10 protein-coding genes are annotated in these 16,871 nt (G+C 68.3%); 4 read left to right on the forward strand and 6 right to left on the reverse strand.

Annotation, left to right across the window (positions count from 1 at the left end):
- Positions 1 to 123 (forward strand): TetR-like C-terminal domain-containing protein (locus ACWGO0_RS23090; protein WP_453538278.1); only part of this gene is annotated, 123 nt, incomplete at its 5' end.
- A 631-nt stretch (positions 124 to 754) separates the two neighbouring features.
- Here the strand turns inward: ACWGO0_RS23090 and ACWGO0_RS23095 are convergent.
- From ACWGO0_RS23095 to ACWGO0_RS23115, 5 genes are all read right to left on the reverse strand, one after another.
- Entirely contained in the window at positions 755 to 1,297 is a 543-nt protein-coding gene (locus ACWGO0_RS23095) for a hypothetical protein (protein WP_453538061.1), read from the reverse strand.
- 43 nt (positions 1,298 to 1,340) lie between these two features.
- Complete coding sequence (locus tag ACWGO0_RS23100; RefSeq protein ID WP_453538064.1) at positions 1,341 to 9,917, reverse strand: golvesin C-terminal-like domain-containing protein; 8,577 nt, start codon at positions 9,915 to 9,917, stop codon at positions 1,341 to 1,343.
- 388 nt (positions 9,918 to 10,305) lie between these two features.
- A complete protein-coding gene (locus ACWGO0_RS23105) occupies positions 10,306 to 12,429 on the reverse strand; it encodes an MMPL family transporter (protein ID WP_453538067.1) in 2,124 nt (707 codons plus the stop codon).
- A 179-nt stretch (positions 12,430 to 12,608) separates the two neighbouring features.
- Entirely contained in the window at positions 12,609 to 12,866 is a 258-nt protein-coding gene (locus ACWGO0_RS23110) for a hypothetical protein (protein WP_453538070.1), read from the reverse strand.
- Entirely contained in the window at positions 12,863 to 13,219 is a 357-nt protein-coding gene (locus tag ACWGO0_RS23115; protein ID WP_453538073.1) for an ArsR/SmtB family transcription factor, read from the reverse strand. The genes ACWGO0_RS23110 and ACWGO0_RS23115 overlap by 4 nt, the downstream gene beginning before the upstream one ends.
- A gap of 170 nt (positions 13,220 to 13,389) precedes the next feature.
- Here ACWGO0_RS23115 and ACWGO0_RS23120 point away from each other — a divergent pair, with 170 nt between their 5' ends.
- Both ACWGO0_RS23120 and ACWGO0_RS23125 read left to right on the forward strand, forming a co-directional pair.
- Positions 13,390 to 14,286: an aminoglycoside phosphotransferase family protein gene (locus ACWGO0_RS23120; protein ID WP_453538076.1), complete on the forward strand. Its 897-nt coding sequence runs from the start codon at positions 13,390 to 13,392 to the stop codon at positions 14,284 to 14,286.
- Positions 14,287 to 14,419: 133 nt separating this feature from the next.
- On the forward strand, positions 14,420 to 14,911 hold the full coding sequence (locus ACWGO0_RS23125) for a cupin domain-containing protein (protein WP_453538078.1): 492 nt from the start codon (positions 14,420 to 14,422) through the stop codon (positions 14,909 to 14,911).
- On the opposite strand, the gene ACWGO0_RS23130 is transcribed toward ACWGO0_RS23125, so the two are convergent.
- The gene (locus ACWGO0_RS23130; protein WP_453538081.1) at positions 14,872 to 15,651 is read right to left on the reverse strand and encodes an AraC family transcriptional regulator; all 780 of its coding nucleotides are present in this window, start codon (positions 15,649 to 15,651) and stop codon (positions 14,872 to 14,874) included. The genes ACWGO0_RS23125 and ACWGO0_RS23130 overlap by 40 nt on opposite strands.
- A 54-nt stretch (positions 15,652 to 15,705) precedes the next feature.
- Between ACWGO0_RS23130 and ACWGO0_RS23135 the strand changes: the two genes are divergently transcribed.
- Positions 15,706 to 16,869 (forward strand): MFS transporter, encoded by a 1,164-nt coding sequence (locus ACWGO0_RS23135; protein WP_453538084.1) that lies wholly within the window; start codon positions 15,706 to 15,708, stop codon positions 16,867 to 16,869.
- The last annotated feature ends 2 nt before the right edge of the window (positions 16,870 to 16,871 follow it).

A 16,871-nucleotide genomic window follows, 5' to 3' on the forward strand; every position in this document is an offset into this window, starting at 1 on the left:
TTCACCGAGGTGTTCTGGGCGTCCCTGCACGGCCTGGCCACCCTGACCCGGGCGGGACGGCTGCCGCCGGAGGACACCGCGCAGAGGGTGGAGCTGCTGGTGGACCGGCTCGCCGTGGTCTGACATGCCGTCCAGGCGAGCGCGCAGCGGGGCCCCCTCGAGCCATCGCCCCACCCGCCCGAAAAAGCGGTGGAGCCGCACTCCAGTGTGCCGTTACGGTGCTCCCGCCCGCAGTCGCCCTGTCAAGGACGTGCCGTTGTACACCAAGTGAGACACCCCGAGCGCTGATCCGTCGCGCGTCGCGCATGTGCGCCGCGCTCCTTTTCGCTGCGGTCTTCTCACTGGAAGCGGTGCTATTTCTGTGTCCAAAAACTGGGTGGTCGTGCCCACCTGCCTGCCGATAGTTCTCCGCCCTTGCCACAGGTGCACCTCCACTGGCACCACCACCGTCCTGGAGCGGATGAACGTGCGTTCCGTACAACCCGAGCGGCCGGCCTGGCAGTCGCCGTACGGTCCGGCGCCGCACCGGGCGCACCGCGGCCGGTGGCCGTCTGCGCCGGTGTCGGCCAGGTCCCGGGCCGCTGTGCGGCGCGGACACGTGTGCAGCCGGCGCGACTGATCGCCGAGGTCGAGCGACCGCTCCCCTGAGGGAAGCGGCACCGGCGCCGGCAGACTGCCGCGTACGCAAAACGCTCGGCCGGGAAACCCCGGCCGAGCGCTTGCATGAACTGCTCGCGGCCTTACCGCGGGGGCGTCAGCCCCGGGCCTGGAACGTCACCTCGCTCACGCCCCAGAGGAATGCGCCGCCCAGCGGGTTCTCCGGCCATTCGGCACGGAAGTTCCGGACGAGGAATTCCACCATCCCGCAGTCGTAGCGGCTCCACAGCGACTCGTTGCGCTGATAGACCACGACCGGCCACTTGGCGGGATCGTCGTCCGACGCGTCCCAGCACAACATGTCCGCGGTGGCGTCGACCCCCCAGGTGATCAGCACCGGAGAAGTGCCTTCCAGTTCGGGTGTCTTCTCCTCCGTCTCCCAGTCGGCCTCGGCGGTCGCCGTCTCGATCACCATGCCGTCCCGCGGTGCCTGTTCCAGCGGCACCTTGGGTTCCGGCCTGCCGATCGACAGGTAGTTCTGCACCGCGCCGGCGCCGTAGACCTCCATGTAGCGCTGGAAGTCGAGCGGGAAGGGCGTGCCCCACGACGCGGCGATCGCGGCCCAGTCGACCTTCGTGCCCCCGTCCTTCGGAGGCGGCATGAGCCCCCGCAGGGCGTCCAGATCGGTCGGCTCACTCATCGGTACCTCGCTCTGTGTGCATTCGGTGCTCGTCGGGTCCGGGTCATGGAGTGCTCCCCGTGGGTGCCGCCGCACCGTTGTCCATCTGTGTGCCGAGATTGTCTCCCGTGCTCAGTTCGTTCGGTATGAACACCTGGAAGTCGAGCCCGACCGAACCGTCGGGATTGACGCCGTACGCCGACATGTCGTAGCCGGTCGGCACCGTCCTGCTGCCGTCGTAGCGCGGCGACACGGTGTACATGACGTCCTGGCCGGCCATCACGGCCGTGTAGACCTTGCTCTCGTACGTTCTCATGTGCTCGTCGCCCTGCGTGGAGCCGATCTGCTTGGCGTTGGCGCCGCGGGCGCACGGGGAGAGGTTCGCCAGGACGCCCTTGCCCGCCAGCTTGTTGCCGATGAGGTGACAGGCGTTTACGTTCTTCTGCGCGTCCAGCCCCTTGCCCGTGGCGAAGCCCTGGGCCCACTGGTATCCGGGCGGGTTCGAACCGACGGACGTGCCCTTGTTCTTCTTCAGGTACTCCTTCGTCAGACAGGCCTCACCGGTCGTGGCCCGGCTGCCGTTGGCCGCGTCCCGATCGCCGTACTTGATCCAGCCGTCACCGCAGCCCGACCTGTCGTCGTCGCTGTCGATCTCCGGCTTGGGCCGCGGAACGGGCCGCGGGGCAGGTGCGGGCTCGGCCGCGGTGTCGTCCCGCGCACGGGAACGCTCGTCGATCCGGTCCCGGACCTCGCTGACGACGTAGTCGACGGCGGCGGCCACGGCGATGATCGCGACCGTCACCACGACCGCGGCGACGAAGACCGCGGCGACCACCGGGATGGCGAGCACGAACCAGTGACCGTCGACCTCGACGTTGCTGATCGGGTTGCCGCCGGTGAAGGCGTAGCGGTTCCCGGTGAAGGGGTCACTGCCCAGACCCATGTCGGCCAGGGCCCCGTTGTACATGTCCCGGCTGGTGAAGCGGTTGAGCCCCGGGTCGTAGTCGCGGAAGCCCATGTCGTACGTACCGGAACCGGCGTCCCAGCGCTTGGCGTTGTAGCGGTAGGAGTTGTACTCCTCCTTGGTCGGGTCGGCGGCGTCCGGCTTGTCGATGCCGGTGAACTCCGACGAGTCGTCGTTGCCGTACGCCGTGTAGCCGTAGGTGGCCTTGGTGTTGCCCGTGCCGTCGGTCAGGGTCTCGACGTCGGTGTGGCTGTTGTAGCCGTAGTACGCGTCCTCGGTCGTCCCGTTCTCGTTGTGCTTGACCTGCGACAGGCGCTGGCCCCACGGGCTGTACTGGTAGGACTTGGTGAGCTTGCCGGCCACCTCCTCGGTCAGTACCTCCTGGGACAGGCCGAGGTAGCGGTAGTCGGTGGTCTTGCCGTCGGCGGTCTTGGACCTGGTGCGGTCGAGCGGGTCGAACGTGTACTTCGTCGACTTCATCGTGCCGTCGGCGTCCCGCTGCTGGGACTCGGCGACGTGGTCGAAGCCGTCGTAGATGCTGCGCGAGACGACCTGTCCGTCGTGGGACGTCGACTCCTGACGGCCCAGCGGGTCGTAGTTGAAGGAGGTGACGGACCCGGCGGTGGTCGACGTCTGCAGCCGGTTGCGGTCGTAACGGAAGTCCGTGGGCGTGCCGCCGACGGTCTGCTGGACGACGTTGGCGTTGTCGTCGTGGACGAACGTCTCCGTGGCGGCGCCGTTGCCGGTCTTCACCGACTTGGAGATCCGGTCGACCGGGTCGTAGGTGTAATCGGTGGTGGACTCCAGGTACGCCGAGTGGTTGTCGGCGTTCATCTTCTTCGCCGTGTCCTTCGCCTTGTTGCCGTTGGCGTCGTAGACGTAGGAGTGCGAGGCGACGAGTGTGCCGTCGGCCTTCTTCTCGGCGCTGGTGTTCACCGTGCCGTCGAGGAAGTAGGTGTTGTCGACGGTGTTGCCGTTGTCCTTGGTCTCCCGCAGCGCCTCACCACGGTCGGTGTACGTGTAGGAGGTGACCTTGGGGTCGGTGTCCGTGGGCGACGTGCCCACCGAGACCGACTTGACCTTCTCCCTCAGGTCGTAGGTGTACTTCGAGAACTGGTCGGGGTGGGTGACCGTCTCGGGCTGGTCGTTGGGGTCGTAGGTGTAGGCGGTGTTCGTCTTCTCCTGGCCGGCCAGGGTCTCGGTGATCCGGGACACCCGGTTCAGACCGGTGTAGGAGATCGTGTACTTGTCGACCTCGGCGCCGGACGACAGGTCGTCGATCAGCGAGAGGTTGTCGTTGAGGTCGTAGGCGTAGCGGAAGTGGTGCTTCTCCGCGTCGATGTCGCCGGTCAGATCGCGCACCAGCTTGACGCCGTCGGCCACGACCTTGCCGTCGGCGGCCTGGAACACCTCCAGCTTCGCCGCGTTGCCCTGGGTGAAGTCGAACGTGCCGACGCTGACCCAGGTGCCCGCGGCGACGGACTGGTCGACCGTCTTCTCGGTACTGCCGCCGGCGTGGGTGACCTTGTACTTGGCCGTCTTGCTGGCGCCCGCGACCTGCGGGAACTTCACATAGGCGGTGTACTTGCCGTTCTTGGGGATGTTCAGCGTCCAGGAGTACGCGTCCGTCCCCGCGCCCGCCGCGTGCACGCGGTGGTCGAAGCCCTGCTGTCCGCTGACGTTCGCCGTGGTCCAGGTGCCGGTGGAACCGGTGTGCTGGGTGTCGGAGTTGTCGACGAGGGGCACCGCGGTGCCCACCGGCACGCCGTCGTCGGTCTTCTCCTTCAGCTTGCCGTTCGGGTAGTAGCTCCAGCCCATGGTGCGGCTGACGGAGTCCCCGGCGGAGCTCAGCGTCCTGGAGGTCTGCAGCCCCAGGTCGTTGTACTCGTAGCTGGTCTTAATGTCCCACGGGTCGGTGGAGCTCCTGGTCCACCCGTTGTCGAAGTAGGTGAACTCGGTGTCGTTACGGACCGTCTGGCCCTCCGAGGGCGGCAGCGAGGTCCGGCTGACGCGGCCGGCCGCGTCGTAGAACGTCTGCGTGTAGACGTTCGGGTCGTTGTAGCGGGTGTCCGACGAGTTGTACGGCAGGTACTGCTTGACCGGCCGGTTCAGCGCGTCGTACTCGGTGCGCTTGGTGAAGTCGTCGGCGTTCGCTGTCTCCGTGCCGCGCGGGGTGATCACCCGGGTGGCGTTGCCGACCTGGTCGTACTCGAAGCGGGTGGACCGGTAGGTGATGGCGCCGGCGCTACCCGAGTGCGGAACCTTGACCTCGGCCTTGCGGCCCCGCTCGTCGTAGCTGGACAGGGTGGTGTTGCCGTCGGGGTCCGTGTCGACGACGACCAGCGCGTCCTTGTCGTAGGCGCGGCGCGTCTCATTGCCCAGCGGGTCGGTGACCGACGTGACCCGGTGCTCCAGGTCGTAGGTCATCTTCGACGAGAAGTCGTCGGGGTCCGCCGTGCGGTTCTTCTTGGGGTCGACGACCTTGACGTTGTTGCCCACCGAGTCGTACGAGTACGTGATCCTCTCGCCGGCGGCGTTGACCACCGAGGCGAGCTGGTAGATCTCGTCGTAGTTCTGGGTGGTGGTGTAGTCGTCCGGGACGGCGGGCGTGTCGACGCCCTTCGGCTCGGTCGTCGTCTTCAGGTGACCGGTCTTGTCGTAGGTGTAGGCGGTCTTGCGCAGGGGCGCGGTCGGCGAGTCCTGCGGCGAGGTGGCCTCGGTGATCTGGTCGGCCGCGTCGTAGACCGCCGTGGAGACCGCTCCCGTGGGCGAGATCGCCTTGGTGACGTTGTCGTTGGCGTCGTAGTCGGGTTCCGGGACGGTGACCAGGTCGTTCTGGGCCTGGTCCTTCGGAACTGTCCTGACCAGCGGCCGGCCGTACGTGTCGTACGTCTGCGTGGTGCGCTTGCCCAGCGGGTCGGTGGCCTCGGTGACCTTGCCGCGCTCGTCGTACACGTAGGTCGAGCTGTTGTTCAGCGCGTCCGTGATCCTCGCCGGAGAACCGGTCGGGGCGAACTGGCTGTTCACCGTCGAGTTGCCGTTGGCGTCGGTGGACTTGGTGAGCTGACCGTGGGCGTCGTACTCGTACCGGGTCGTGTAGTCGTCCACGGCGGGCGTCGAGACGCCCTTCGGGTCGGTGACCGACTTCAGGTTTCCGAAGTTGTCGTAGCCGAACTGCCAGGCGCGGCCCTGCGGCGACGTCTTGCGGAACAGGTCGGACGAGTAGCCGTCCAGCCGCTTGGCGTACTCGAACTTCTGGGCGTCGGCCGGGTACCTGCCTGGCGCGCAGTCGCTCTGCGGCGGGGCTCCGCCCGTGTTGTGCTCGGCGGTGCGCTTCCACTGCGGGTAGCCGGTGAGAGCGTCGTAGCAGTACGCGGTGACCGCTCCGTTGTTCTCCTCCATGTGGGTGACGTTGTTGTCCGCGTCCCACGTCAGCTCGGTCTGCTGCGACTTGGCGTTGACGGACCGCACCGGGCGTCCGAAGTCGTCAGTGACGTAGGTGGTGTCGTGGCCCTCGGCGTCGGTGACCGCCGTGGACGTGAAGCGGGTGTTGGCCGTGTCCGGGGCGTAGACGAACCCGGTGGGGCCGCCGATGCGGTCGGTGAGGGTCTGGGTCCACCAGTGGTACTTCGGGTCCTCGCCCTCGTTGGGGTAGTAGTAGTCGAGGGCGGTGGCGTTGCCTCGCGGGTCGGTGATCCTGACCAGCTTGACGTTCTTGTTGCCCTGCTCGGCGTCGTACGTGAAGCCGAAGACCTTCGGCTGGGACGAGCCCGCGCCGTCGGTCAGCTTGGTCAGCAGTCCCTTGTCGGAGTACTCGAAGGTCAGCTTGCGCTGCGAGACGTCGGTCATCGACTTGAGGTGGTCGATGATCTTCGGGCTGCTGGTGTCCGACTTGGTGTAGTAGGCGGCGGTGAGTGTCTGCCGCCCGGTCGGGTCGGTGATGTACTTGAGGAACTTGGTCGGCTTGTTGTTGGACTTGCGCTCTTCGTACGTGAACGTCTGGGTGTTGTCGTTCTTGTCGATGACGGACGTCTGGTAGCCGTCACAGCCGAAGAGGAACCGGGTGCCGTCCGGGCGCGTGAGGGTCCAGGCGTCCGGTACGGGGTCCTTCGCCGGGGTGCAGTCCAGTCCCGGCTTGGCCGTCAGCCGGAAGTGGACGCCGGCCGGCGCCTTCCACGTGCCGTCGTCCTGCAGCCGGAAGGTGTGGGTGGTCCCGTCCCCGTCGGGCAGCCGGATCTCCCGCGGGTGCGGGTTGGGGTGGAAGTCCAGCGGGGCGCCGAGCCGGATCGGCCCCGCGGCCTGCACGGACCAGCCGTGACCTGCGACGGTGTCCGAGGTGTCCTGGGTGTTGTAGGCGAAGCGGACGAAGGTGTTGAGTCCGCGGCCCGGGTTGCTGAGGGCGTTGTACTGCCAGACGCTGTTTCCGGCGGCGGTGTTGTTCATCAGCGACGAACCCGCGCCGGTGTTCATGCCGTTGTACGAGTAGTACTTCTCCAGGCCGAGCTGGTCCGAGGTCGGGTCCTCGACCGTGACGTTCTGCTGGAGTCCGGGTATGCCGCCCGTGCCGGACAGCCAGGTGCCCGCCACCGTGTCCCGGACGTCCCAGGTGAGGACGTACTCGGTGCGCTTGTTGCCCGAGCCGGAGTTGATGGGGGCGCGGAGGCCGGCCTGGAGCGTGACCGAGTCACCGGGCAGCAGGTCGGCCGGCAGGGCCGTCTGGAGCTGGTTGCCGCCGGTGGTGACGTCGGTGCCGTCCGGGAGCGCCCACCGGTAGCTCAGGGCGTGGGTGCCGGCCTTCCAGGTGGACGTCGTGGTGTTGGTGAGGGTGAACTCGACGGTGTGGTCGCTGTTCGGAGTGATCCGTGCCGGGGTCTGCGGCGCGTAGTACGTCGACTCGGTCGTCGAGTCGATGTAGGTGACCACGATCCGGGGGTGGAGCCGTGGCTCGGTGCCCTCGGACGACAGGAACAGGGTCCGCTCCTGCAGGACGGCCTCGTCGGCCATCTTGAGAACCACGCCCCGCTGGGAGGCCGGGGTGGTCACCCAGGACTGGGCGAGCGAGGTGACGTTCCAGTCGTGCCGGGCCGGGTCGTTGGTCTTCGACCCGGTGTCGGCCGTCACCGCGCCGAAGTCACCACCCGCGGTGGTCCAGTTCGTGGTCGCGTTCGCCTTGGCCCAGGTGGCCGCGGCCTCGTCGAAGTCGCGTGTCAGCGGCCGGAGTTCGTAGCGCGCCCCGGCGGTGTCCGTCGCGGTCTGCGTGCCCCACAGCCGCACGTTCGCGTCGAGGACGCGTGCCGTGGCCGGGATGCCGAGAGCCGGGAACTTCAGCACGGCGCGGGTGTCGCCGTACGTGGTGGAGTTGTTGCCGACGCTCAGCCAGTTCTTCGGGCCGCCGTCGTCGATCGTGTCGTGCGTGGACGTGGGCCGGGCGGAGGACAGCGTGGTGTCCTGCGAGGCGTCCAGCACCTTCGTCGTACGGCCCGCCTTCGGCAGCCGTACCAGCTGCGTCGGAGCGGAGACGACCTGCCCGTCCTTCGTCTTGACCGCGACCATGTAGTAGTAGGCGCGGCCGAACGGGTCCGGGTCCTCGGCCTTCGTCGGCGAGGCGCTCGTGTCCGTGAACGAGGTCACCGTGGACGCGACCGGCGCGACGAGGGTGGCTGCCGACGGGGTGAAGGCCTGGCTGATGGAGCGGTGGACCTGGTACTCGGCGATGTTGTCGCCGGTCCCGACGGGGTCGGCGTCCTGGTACGCAGACCAGTTCAGCTCCGCGCCGGTGTCGTGGATCGTGGTCGGGGCGGCGAGGTCGACGCCCTGACGCCCGAAGGTCATGACGAGGCGCGGGACGTTGGCGGTCTCACCGCCGTACCCGAACTCACTGCCCTCGTACCGCGGACCGCCCTTCGGGCCGTTCGCGGACTCGTCACCGGCCTTGATCACGAAACCGTTGTTCGTGTAGGTGCCGTCGATCCACTGCTGGACCGTCTTGGTGACGGGGAAGGTGTGCCAGGTGTTCAGTTCGCCCGGCTTCTTGGTGACCAGACCGCCCTTGGTGAACCGGACGGCGTCCGCGATCACCGATGTGCTGGTCGAGGCCGGACCGTCACCCAGGGCGATCTTGCCGAGCGTGCCCGCCTTGAACGGGTGGGAGCCCAGCGTCTTCCAGACCCCGCCCGTGCCGGCCTGCTGGTTGACCGTGTACGCCTTCGACCCGCCGTCGTACGTGACGGTGTACGGAGCGTTGGTGGCGCGGTCCGAGGCCGGGATGGAGTGCGCCTCGACCTGGTAGGTGCCGTCCTCCGGGAGGCTCGGCTGCCAGGTGTACGTGTCACCCGCGACCGAGTCCTTGTTGTACATGTACGTCTGGTTCACCGCGTACTGCGTGTACGCCGTGTTCCCCGACGCCGGCCAGGCGCCGACGGCGGCCGTCCGTCCGGCGTCGCCGTTGTCCACCACGACCGCCGTGCCCGAGAGCTCGCCGGTGATCCCGTTGGCGCTGTTCCACGTCGCCTGCTCCTCGGTCCACCCCTGCGTGGCGCGGTGCGCCTCCAGCTGGACCTCGGTGTCACCTGTGGTGTGGAACTGGTCGTAGTACAGCTTCAGATCGGCCGAGTCGAGCTTCGTGCCGGCCGGGACGCCGGTCAGCGGGAACCGCAGCAGCGCACGCGACGCACCCGTTGAGGTGTTGCCGACCGACAGGCGCCAGTTGTCGTTGTAGTTCGACCCCGGACCGTCCGAGGAGATCATCACGTCCTGCGCCGTCGTCGGCGTCGGCGCGATGGATATCGTCGGATCGACCGTGACCGGGTACTGCCGCTCCGGCGCGGCCAGCCACTTGGCGTCGGGCGTGACAGTCAGCTTCCAGCCCTTGCCGGCCCTGGTCAGCTTCTGGGTGACCTTCTTGCTGTGCGAGACCCCGTAGGGCGACTCGGCGTCCTTCCTGGCGTCCGTCATGAACGCCGCGGGGATCACCAGTACCGGATTCGCGGCCTCGCCGTAGAAGGCGACCGAACCGTCCTTGCCCGGCTTCGGCGTCAGCCCGCCGGCGTCCAGCGTGAAGGTGAAGGAGACCGGGCCCGCGGGCTTCCGGTCCAGGACGATGTTCTCCTTCACCCGGCCGGGACCGACCTGGTACGACAGGTCCGCACCCGCCACGGCGTCCTTGTACGTGACGGTGTCGCCCTTCGCGACGGGGGTGAGCTTGCCCGCACCCTCCAGGCCCAGAGTCACGGCATGACCGTCACCGGACTCGAAGCGGAGCAGCCTGTCGGCGTCCGATCCGAACCAGCTGTCGGCGGCATTGGTCGTGTTGGCGAAGACGAAGCCCTTGGCGCCGGTCGCGCGGACCGTCGGGTCGATGTCCTTCCACGACTTCCCCGCCCGGTACGCGGTCGGCTCCGCGGACACCTCGGCCTGCACCCGGCCGTCGGACAGCTTCCAGTAACGGGCGTTCGCCGTACGGCTGCCCGTCAGTTCCGCAACGCGCTTCGCTTTCCCGGCCGCCTTGCCCTTCGGCAGCTTCTCCCGGCTCGGGAGCACCGGAGTCCCACCGGTGGACGGCTCGTTCGGCCCGTCCGGCCGGCCCTCGTCATCCGAGAACCAGCCGGCGACGGCATCGGCGATACCGTCGCCGCTGTCACTCGAAACCGGTGCCGCATAAGCGACTTGTGGCAGCATGGTCCCGGCAACCGCCGAAACCACGAGGCAGGCTATCGCCCGCCCGTATCTCGCTTTCACGCCATTCCCCTCATCGGCGCCTGTCCCGCACTGGACGAAATAGGCGCACCGACGCGCCGGCGCGGGAACTCCGTCGCCGGTCACGGTGGATCCGACCTCGACCGGAGCGCCTCAAGGCATGCCAAACCAGACCACCTTCCGTATACGGAAAAGTGGCCGGGCCAGAGGCGGGACGGTCGTGGCGGGGGGATTCTGAACAGCGAATTGATGCCCCGTCAACCGTTGACGCATTTAGGGCATTTCAATTCCCGGAGAATGGCGACCGGGGTCACCGTGCCCGACTTTTTCGCAGTCTGGCATGGCGAACCCCGGTCAGGCAGTCAACGGCTCAGGCGCGCTCGGGCGCCAGGTCTGCCGGTTGCCGGGCAGCCTCCTCCTCGTGCGGCTGTGCCACGGCGCGGAAGAGACGCCCCGGCCACCAGAACCAGCGGCCGAGGTCGAGAGCGAGGGCCGGGACCAGGACCGTGCGTACGAGGAAGGTGTCCAGCAGGACGCCGATGCCGACGATGACGCCCATCTGGGCCATGGTCACCAGGGGCAGCCCCGCGAAGACGGCGAACGTGGCGGCGAGCACGACCCCCGCGGAGGTGATGACACCACCGGTGCTGGTCAGCCCCTCCAGTACGCCGCGGGCGTGCCCGAGACGTCCGGCCTCCTCCTTGACCCGGTGCATCAGGAAGATGTTGTAGTCGATTCCCAGGGCGACCAGGAAGACGAAGCCCATCAACGGGATCGACCAGTCGACGCCGGCGAAGCCGAGGACATGCTCGAAGAGGAGATTCGAGGTGCCGAGCGCCGCGAAGTACGAGAGCACGACGGTGGCCAGCAGGAGCAGCGGGGCGACCAGGGCGCGCAGCAGCCAGATCAGGACGAGGAGCACGACCAGGAGGACGACCGGGATGACGGTCTTCAGGTCCCGGTCGGCGGCCCGCTGGGTGTCCAGGGTCTGGGCGGTGGTGCCGCCGACGAGCGCGTCCGCACCGTCGACCGCGTGTACCGACTCGCGGAGCGCGTCGATGGTGTCCTTGGCGGCCTGGCTGTCCGGAGCGTCCTTCAGTACCACGGAGAGCGTGCTCAGTGCGCCGTCAGCGGTCCGGTCGCCGTCCTCGACGCAGGCCACGCCGGTCACGTCCGACGCCGCGGCCTTCACCTCGGCCGCCGTGCCGGTTGAGGTAACGATCTTCGCCGGGTCGGAGGCCCCTGACGGGTAGTGCGCGGAGATCCTCTCCTGGGCGACGACCGACTCGGGCTTGTCCTGGAACATCTCGGACTGGGTCAGGCCCATGCCGATGCCGATGGCGCTGAGTGCGAGGACGCCGGTGACGGCGGCCGACGTGATCCATGAGCGGCGGGGATGGCGGGCCACGGACGATCCGATACGGGACCAGATCGTGGTGGCTTTACGGGCCGGGGTGCCGAACCGGGGCACGAAGGGCCAGAACACCCAGCGGCCGGCGATGACCAACAGCGCCGGGAGCACCGTGATCATCGCCAGGAAGGCGCAGATCACACCGACGGCGCCGACCAGACCCAGGGAGCGGGAGGAGTTGATGTCGGCGAGTGACAGGCAGGCGAGGCCGACGGCGATCGTGCCTGCGGAGGCGAGGATCGCGGGGCCGGAGCGGCGCAGGGCGGTTTTCATCGCCGCGTGCCGGTCCTCTGTGCGGTGGAGTTCCTCGCGGTAGCGGGCGATGAGCAGGAGCGCGTAGTCGGTACCGACGCCGAACACCAGGACCATCAGGATGCCCGCGCTCTGCGGATCGACAGGCAGATGTGCGTACTTGGCGAGCAGGTAGGTGCATACCTGCGTGAGGACGGCCGCGAAGCCGACGGACAGCAGAGGGAAGAGCCACAGGACGGGGCTGCGGTACGTGATCAGCAGCAGCACGGCGACGACCAGGCCCGTGGCGATCATCAGGGTGGAGTCGAGGGAATCGAAGACAGCGATCTGATCCACGAGGGAACCGGCGGGGCCGCCGACCTCGATGCCGACGCCTGGCGGTGCGTTGGAACCGGCGATGTCGCGCAGCTCCTTGACCGCGTCCGTCACCTCACCCTTGGTGTCGAGCGGGACGATGGTCATCAGGGCCTTGCCGTCCTCGGACGGGATGGGCGCCGAAACCTGCTCACCCTTGGCCGCGAACGCGGCGAACGGTGCCTGGTCCGCCGCGGCCTTCGACGCGGCTGCGGCGGTGTCCTTTGCGGTCTCGCCGGTGTAGACGACGACGGCCGGCATCACGGCGTCGGTGCGGAACTTCTCCAGCTCCGTGTTGACCACCGCGGATTCGGCGCCGCGCGGCAGGAAGGCATTGGGGCCGGTGTTCTCGACGTCGGCGAGCTTGCCTGCCAGTGGGCCGAGTGCGACCGCGAGGATCAGCCATGCGGCCAGGACGAGCCATTTCGTGCGGCGACCGCCCGGGGCGCTCGCGGCACGCTTGAACAGCGTATTCATGAGTAGTCTCCTGGTGTGGAGTGCGGCCGGTCGATGACCGGCTCGGGGCGCACGGGACCCGCACCGCGGCGTGATGGTTTGCCGACCTGCCACGGTGTCCGGGTGGGATGTGTCTGGAATGCGATCTCCATGGGTACGGCCGGGAGTTACCGCTCCCGGCCGTACCGCTGGGTGTGCGGCTATTCGATCTCGCGCATCATCTTTTCCATCGAGGTGATCGAGGCGCGGGCCTGTGTCAGCTCGTCGAGGGTGCGGCGGTGAAGCTCGACGTTGTCCTCCAGGAGTGCCGCGTACTTCGTGGCGAGCTGTTTGTACTGCTCTTCACGCGATGCCAGCATGCGTGCCCGCCAGGTGGCGGCCACCTGCCAGACGACCACGATCATGAGGAGGAAGACACCGCCGGCGCCGACCACTCCCGCCCAGTCCGCTCCGCTCATCGCCCAGTCTCCTTCACGGTCTCTCTCGCTTCGTCGGTGATGGTCTCCGCGGCTTGCGCCACGGCCTCGGGGGTCAGCGTGTAACAGAAGGGTGTGACCTCGAAGTACTTCATGGTCTTGCCGTCCGCCGCCTGCTCCAGTTCGCCGGTGACGAGCCCCGCCGCCTCCAGCCGCTGCAGGTGCATGTGCAGCAGCGGGCGGCCCATGCCCAGCTCGCGGGCCAGCCGGCTCACGTAGTTGCGGCCTCCGTCGACCAGCGCCGCGACGATCCGCATGCGATGCGGATTGCCGAGCGCCCCGAAGATCTTCAGCAGCTCGTCCCCGCTCGGCTGCGGTGCCGGAACTCCGGACATCGCCGCCCCCTTCCTGCGTACCTGTCACTCAAAGCTGACACCCCCACCGGGACCTGTCAAAGAAACCTGACACATATCAGGGGGATTTAGGGGGACCTCGGGGGTGGCTCAGGGCCGAGGCGCTCGAAGGCACTGTCAGCGTTCCGTGGCATCGATGGTTGAGTGGGATCATGGACAACTTCGAGATCGATGAGAACCTGGTGCGCACTCTGGTCCGAGAACAGCATCCGGACCTGGCGGAGTTGGACCTGCGTGAGGTGATCGGCGGTTGGGACAACCAACTGTGGCGCCTCGGGGACGAGTTGGCCGTGCGCATGCCGCGCACGGAGCGCGCACCGTCCCTCCTGCGCAACGAGTACCGGTGGCTGCCCGCCCTGGCCCCGCGTCTTCCGCTGCCGGTCCCGACCCTCGTGCGGATGGGCGAACCCTCCGCACGCTTCCCGCGGTCATGGACCATCGCGACATGGGTTCCCGGCGAGCCGGCCGACCGCGCCCCGATCAGCCACGCCCGCGCGGCCGATACCTTGGCGGGCTTCCTCGAAGCGCTCCATGTGGAGGCGCCCGCCGAGGCGCCGGTCAGTCCGGATCGCGGCGTTCCCCTCAAAACGCTCGCGGACGGCGTCGGAAAGACGTTCGACCACCTCGCCTCCGAGGGCATCGTCCCAGACCTCCGGAATGTCCGGGAAGTCTGGGACGAGGCCCTCGCGGCTCCCGATTGGGAGGGCCCGCCGGTATGGCTGCACGGCGACCTTCACCCGGCGAACGTCGTCGTCCGGGACGGGACACTCTCGGGCGTGATCGACTTCGGTGACATGTGCGCAGGCGATCCGGCGGTCGACCTCGCGGCCGCGTGGGTGCTCCTGCCCGCGGGGGCGGCTGCGCGGTTCTTCGACGCGTACGCGCACGCGGACGAGGCGACCGTCCGGCGCGCACGAGGGCTGGCTGCCGTGAAGAGCCTTGCCCTCATCCTCATCGGCCGGGCCGGGGACCGGGGCCTGCCCGGCGGCAAGCCGACATGGGGACCGGCGGGCCGGGCGGCGCTCGACCGTGTTCTGGCATCGACCTGAAGCGCTGCGGGGTCAGATCAAAAATTGACCGTTCTTTCCGGTGCTGAATTGCACTCCGCCCAGGGTCTTTCGGCTTCATACAGTGGTGATCACAACGCAAGCGAGCCCGCTGCGGAACCGAAGGGTCACCACCATGGACAGCAAGAACACCGACTTCGCCACCCTCCTCACCCGCGCATCGGAGGCCGAGACCTGCGCCGACCCGAGCAGCGTGATGACTCTGCTCGCCGACACGGACGGGCCGGGAGGCGGGTTCACCACGTACCGCTCCACCTTCGCCGAAGGGGCCGTCGGAGCTCCCGCGCACTTCCACACCAAGGCCACGGAGCTCTTCTTCGTCATCAGTGGCTCCCTCCAGGTCCTGGTGGGCGACGAGATCACCGTCCTGAACGCCGGCGACTTCCTTGCCGTGCCTCCGCACACCGCGCACGCCTTCGCCGCGGCCCCTGGCTGCAAGGCGGATGTCCTGTTCACCTTCACGCCGGGCATGGCCCGCTTCGACTACCTGCGCCTCCTGGGCGGAGTGATGCGCGGTGAGACCGACCCGAAGGTGATCGCGGAGTCCTCGGAGCGGTACGACAACCACTACGTCGACAGCCCCGTCTGGCGAGCTGCACTCAGCTGACGGGGCTGGTGGGTTCCCGGGGTGTGTCCGAAGGTGCGGCGGAAGACGTCGATGAACGCGCTGGCGGACGACCAGCCACACCTGTGGGCCACGGTGGTCACCGGATTGTTCTCGGCCAGCAGGATCAGGGCGTGGTGCAGGCGGAGTTGGGTGCGCCACTGTGGATAGCTCATGCCCAGATCGGCTTTGAAGAGTCGGGAGAGGGTGCGGTCACTGGCGCCGATCTCCCGGCCGAGCTCGGCCAGGGTGCGGCCGTCGGCGGGATCCGCATGAAGGATGTCGCACACCGCCTTCAGCTGGGGAGCGGTGGGGGTGGGCAGGTGCAGGGGTTGCTGGGGTGAGGCCCGCAACTGGTCGAGGAGCACGGCCCGCAGCCGCGTTCGTTCGGGGCTGTCGTCGTGCGGTGGGTGCGTGTAGGCGAGGATCAGCTCCCGTAGGAGGGGGCCGACGGCCAGCACGGTCGGCTCGTCCAGGCGGAGCGGGTTGTCGTGCGCGGGCAGGCCGACCAGGTGCAGTTCGAGTTCGCCATGTGCCTGGTGCGCGTGCACGGTGCCGGCGGGAACCCAGATGGCGCGCGTGGCCGGCGCGATCCACGAGCCGCTGCTGGTCGTGATGGCCAGCACGCCACGGCCCGCGTAGACGATCTGGTGGTCATCGTGGCGGTGCGCGTCGATGGCGGCTCCGGACGCCAGTGACTGAGCCCTGGTCGGCGCGACAGGTTCGTGGCGGATTTCTGTCATCACGTGTCAGTTTATCGGAAGCGCGACAGGGTGCCGGGCTATGACGATGGCCGGGTGACCAAGAACAGATCGATCACTCTGCTGTCGGTCGGCCATGCCTGTGTGGACATCTACCAGGGCGCGGTCGCCTCCCTCGTCCCGTTCTTCGTCGCCGAGCGCGCCTACACCTACGCCGCCGTCTCCGGCATCGTGCTCGCCGCGTCCCTGCTGTCCTCCGTGGCCCAACCGGTGTTCGGCCTGCTCACCGACCGCTGGGCGATGCCCTGGATCCTGCCGGTGGGCACCGTCCTCGGCGGACTCGGCATCTCCCTCAGCGGCCTGAGCGGCTCCTACGCGCTGACCCTGGTATTCGTCGCGGTGTCGGGCATCGGAGTCGCCGCCTACCACCCCGAATCCGCCCGCGTCGCCAGACTCGTCAGCCAGGGCAGCCACAGTGCGATGGGCTGGTTCTCCGTCGGCGGCAACCTCGGCTTCGCCGCAGCCCCGCTCATGGTCACCGCCGTCGTCGCCTCCGGCGGCCTGCGCCTGTCACCACTGCTCATGGTCCCTGCCCTCGCGGGAAGTGTGCTGTGCCTGCCGGTCCTGTACGCACTGGGCAGAACAGGCCGGGGCGTCTCCGGCAGCGGGGACACGGTGGGCACCGATGACACGACATCGTTCGTGAAACTGTCTCTGGCGGTGGTCTTCCGGTCCATCGTCTTCGTCGGCCTGAGCACATTCATCTCGCTCTACGCGCAGCAGCGCATGGGAGGCAGTACGGCGGCCGGAACCGTGGCGCTGTTCGTCCTGTACGCCGGCGGCGCGGTGGGCTCCGTACTGGGAGGCAACCTGGCCAACCGCTGGGACAGAGTCACCGTCGCCCGCTGGTCCTACCTCCTCACCACCGCCGCCGTCGCGGGAACCGTGTTCGCCCCTGGTTCGCTGTTCCACCTGTTCGTCGCCCTGACCTCCATCGGCCTGTACGTCCCCTTCTCCCTGCACGTCACCCTCGGCCAGGACTACCTGCCCACACGCGTCGGCACCGCCGGCGGAGTCACGCTCGGACTGACCGTCAGCGTCGGCGGCCTGGTCAGCCCCCTGATCGGAAGGGTCGCCGACGCGACCTCCCTGCGAACCGCCCTGGCGCCGCTGATCCTGATGCCCCTCCTGAGCTGGCTGATGTTCCGGACTCTTCCCGAACCCGTCGCACCGAAGCCCGCAGCGCTCAACAGCGCGTGAAC

Source organism: Streptomyces sp. NPDC055749 (genome assembly GCF_053617235.1).

Bases quoted from the DNA above. Each gene is read 5' to 3' on its own strand.
- ACWGO0_RS23095 (WP_453538061.1), bottom strand. From the start codon at position 1,297: ATGAGTGAGCCGACCGATCTGGACGCCCTGCGGGGGCTCATGCCGCCT.
- ACWGO0_RS23100 (WP_453538064.1), bottom strand. From the start codon at position 9,917: ATGCTGCCACAAGTCGCTTATGCGGCACCGGTTTCGAGTGACAGCGGC.
- ACWGO0_RS23105 (WP_453538067.1), bottom strand. From the start codon at position 12,429: ATGAATACGCTGTTCAAGCGTGCCGCGAGCGCCCCGGGCGGTCGCCGC.
- ACWGO0_RS23110 (WP_453538070.1), bottom strand. From the start codon at position 12,866: ATGAGCGGAGCGGACTGGGCGGGAGTGGTCGGCGCCGGCGGTGTCTTC.
- ACWGO0_RS23115 (WP_453538073.1), bottom strand. From the start codon at position 13,219: ATGTCCGGAGTTCCGGCACCGCAGCCGAGCGGGGACGAGCTGCTGAAG.
- ACWGO0_RS23120 (WP_453538076.1), top strand. From the start codon at position 13,390: ATGGACAACTTCGAGATCGATGAGAACCTGGTGCGCACTCTGGTCCGA.
- ACWGO0_RS23125 (WP_453538078.1), top strand. From the start codon at position 14,420: ATGGACAGCAAGAACACCGACTTCGCCACCCTCCTCACCCGCGCATCG.
- ACWGO0_RS23130 (WP_453538081.1), bottom strand. From the start codon at position 15,651: ATGACAGAAATCCGCCACGAACCTGTCGCGCCGACCAGGGCTCAGTCA.